Below are 2,465 nucleotides of genomic sequence, written 5' to 3'. Positions count from 1 at the left end.
AACAAAAGCAAGAGCATAAACTAGCATTGCTCTTGAATTAAGAATATTTGCAATGAAGCTCATACCATGAATAGTTGCTTTGACTAAAGCAACATAAGCTAGAGCTGGAAAACAAACAGCATTATCCATTGGCTTGAAGTTAAATTCAATACCTGGAGTATTTGGATGCACCAATTTTCCCATATCTTGATCAAACTAATTGTATATTAATAACACTTTAAAAGCAAGCTTTTTTAACTTAAAGTCGCATGCTAAGCTCTGTTGGAACGCCTTTACTAATTTTCATGTCACCGTTTGTTAACCAAACAGAATGTGTGCCATATATTTCTAAATCAGCGTATCTAATAATTGTAGTATTACAAACTGGATAGTTGAATTTGTTTAACTAAATTATTAAGTCAACTCTGTCACAATTTTCTACAACCTCTTCTTTTTTATAAGCTAGTAACACTGATTTATTATTCCCTTTGTTATATATACAGCCATAATCGCTACACTTTAGTTTTTTGTTTGAATTATTGTATTTGGTATGATTTAAAATTTGATTCTGCCCATTTTGCTTTGCCCACGTTTTGATAATAAAGTTCCTATCTTTTCCAGTAAGGGAATATAGCAAATTATCATTCTCCTTTTAACTGCAACATTATCAGCACTGACTAGAATATTAGGAGTTCTATACATAGTGCTGAAGAAAATTACCCAGCACAATAAAGAAAACTCCAAAGAAACGCCAATTTCTTCCCACAAGCACAGCCAATAATAACTTAAGTGTTGTTATGATAACTGATGAGGTAGGAAAAACACGAATGGGAGTAACCAAATACTGAAAACTAGCGATTGCATTTATTATATACAAAATACCATCAATTGGGCTCCCTACAAGCGACGCTATAATCCACTTAATGCCTAAAGTAATCAACAAAACATAGATTATTCCAAGCGGAATAATAATTAATGTAACTATTGGTGTAGCGATTAAATTTGTGATGATGCCGCTGATTGAAAGATAATTAAAGTTATATATTGGTGTGTGGAATAGTCGCTAAGCTCGCTATTACTAAACTGATCATTATTGACACAAAGTATTTCACTATTTTTATTTTGAACAGCTTGTTGGCATTCATCTGATAACTAGCAACCAGTGCCAAAATGCCAGAAAAGGACATCTGAAAGCTGGGCTTTAAAATCGCTTCTGGTTCTACTATAAGTATATCGAAGCAGCGAACGCAATTGCTATTAATCCCCGATATTTCCTCTTCATTATTATTGCAACAAGTATCAAGATCACCATAATATATGCACGCTGAACAGAGATTTGCATACCGGTGGCCAGCAGATAAAATCTAGCCAGCAAAATGGTGAAAAATGCAGATATTTTCTTGGTGTTACACTTAAGAGTTAAAGTTTTAGATATTGCAATAAATTACGAAGTACTATAAAAAACAGGTCAGCAACAAATGATAAGTGCAGCCAGATATAGCAAATGAACGTGCTATGCCTGAATCTCGTATTGCATCCATAGTTTTTTTGGTCTATTCCGTCTTTATTTACCGATCAGTAATGCAGAGATTATGTCCGCATGTGGTTTTTTGATATTTAGCTTCAGGTCTTCATAAATATATTGACGACAAGATTCTATATACTCTTGAAATTTCCTTGCTTTAGCCTTTTTGTGCAAGGCTACTTTGCTTGTGGCAAAACCTGTAGCACTTATTTTCTGGCAATATGCTATTCTTGTAAAATCATATGCATACTCTGAAGGTGGGATCTTTGGCAGAAAAAGCTTTGTGGTCAGCGTGTGACGCTGGAATCTGTGTATTTTTTTCTGGGTCCAAGTGTCTGGGCACTGGGACAACGAAAGGGGTTTTTCAACAAAGAGCAGAAACTGTCTGTATGAGCCCTTGTTGCTAATATCCTTCACTGTGGCAATGATACTTTTTGAATATTTCTCCTCATCAAGAATTTGAGCATCAACTAAAGCTGTCCTCAGCTTGCTGGCTGTAAATCCTATAAGCACTGTAATCAAGGCGATACATAATATCGCGTACTTTTTGTACAATCAGAATTAGTATAGGTAAAAGCAAGGGAAAAATAGATGTAGTAAGAACACAGCTTGGTTCAGAGCTTAAAGAGAAATAGATCAAAATTCCTACACACTGACATATGGAAAACCACAGTACCAAATTATATTTCTTGCTGCATAGGTTGTCTCGTATATAACTAACTATTATGTCAGAAAAAGTTAATAAATATACAAAATATACATCATGGGTGATTTTATTCTTTTATTTTCTATTGTTGTATATATAATAAATAAACAACGACGCGGGGTGGAGCAGCTCGGTAGCTCGTCAGGCTCATAACCTGAAGGTCGTGGGTTCAAATCCTACCCCCGCAACTTGATTCGGTTATCATCCAATAGAAACGAAAGAAACTACTTAAAGATTTCTCCAGTTTCCTTATCA

The 2,465-nt window shown here is 34.8% G+C and carries 4 protein-coding genes, 1 tRNA gene and 1 pseudogene; 1 reads left to right on the top strand and 5 read right to left on the bottom strand.

Going from position 1 to position 2,465, the window contains the following annotated elements; all coding sequences use genetic code 11:
• The 5 genes and pseudogenes from IHO13_RS05175 to IHO13_RS05160 all read right to left on the bottom strand — a co-directional run.
• A partial coding sequence (locus IHO13_RS05175; protein ID WP_225538581.1) for a hypothetical protein occupies positions 1 to 183 on the bottom strand: 183 nt, incomplete at its 3' end.
• Between the two features lie 351 nt (positions 184 to 534).
• Entirely contained in the window at positions 535 to 747 is a 213-nt protein-coding gene (locus tag IHO13_RS05170; protein WP_225538582.1) for a hypothetical protein, read from the bottom strand.
• The gene (locus IHO13_RS05810; protein WP_368666886.1) at positions 674 to 964 is read right to left on the bottom strand and encodes a hypothetical protein; all 291 of its coding nucleotides are present in this window, start codon (positions 962 to 964) and stop codon (positions 674 to 676) included. Before IHO13_RS05810 ends, IHO13_RS05170 begins: the two co-directional genes overlap by 74 nt.
• 52 nt (positions 965 to 1,016) lie before the next feature.
• Positions 1,017 to 1,354, bottom strand: a pseudogene (locus tag IHO13_RS05935) (ComEC/Rec2 family competence protein).
• Between the two features lie 189 nt (positions 1,355 to 1,543).
• On the bottom strand, positions 1,544 to 2,017 hold the full coding sequence (locus IHO13_RS05160) for a hypothetical protein (protein ID WP_225538580.1): 474 nt from the start codon (positions 2,015 to 2,017) through the stop codon (positions 1,544 to 1,546).
• A gap of 307 nt (positions 2,018 to 2,324) precedes the next feature.
• Here IHO13_RS05160 and IHO13_RS05155 point away from each other — a divergent pair.
• Positions 2,325 to 2,398: transfer RNA gene (locus tag IHO13_RS05155), tRNA-Met, on the top strand.
• Positions 2,399 to 2,465 lie beyond the last annotated feature (67 nt).

The sequence above is a fragment of the Wolbachia endosymbiont of Mansonella perstans genome (genome assembly GCF_020278605.1).
Classification (GTDB): domain Bacteria; phylum Pseudomonadota; class Alphaproteobacteria; order Rickettsiales; family Anaplasmataceae; genus Wolbachia.
Note: the sequence above shows the minus strand (reverse complement) of the source record. Positions and strands in the feature narration are given on the sequence as shown.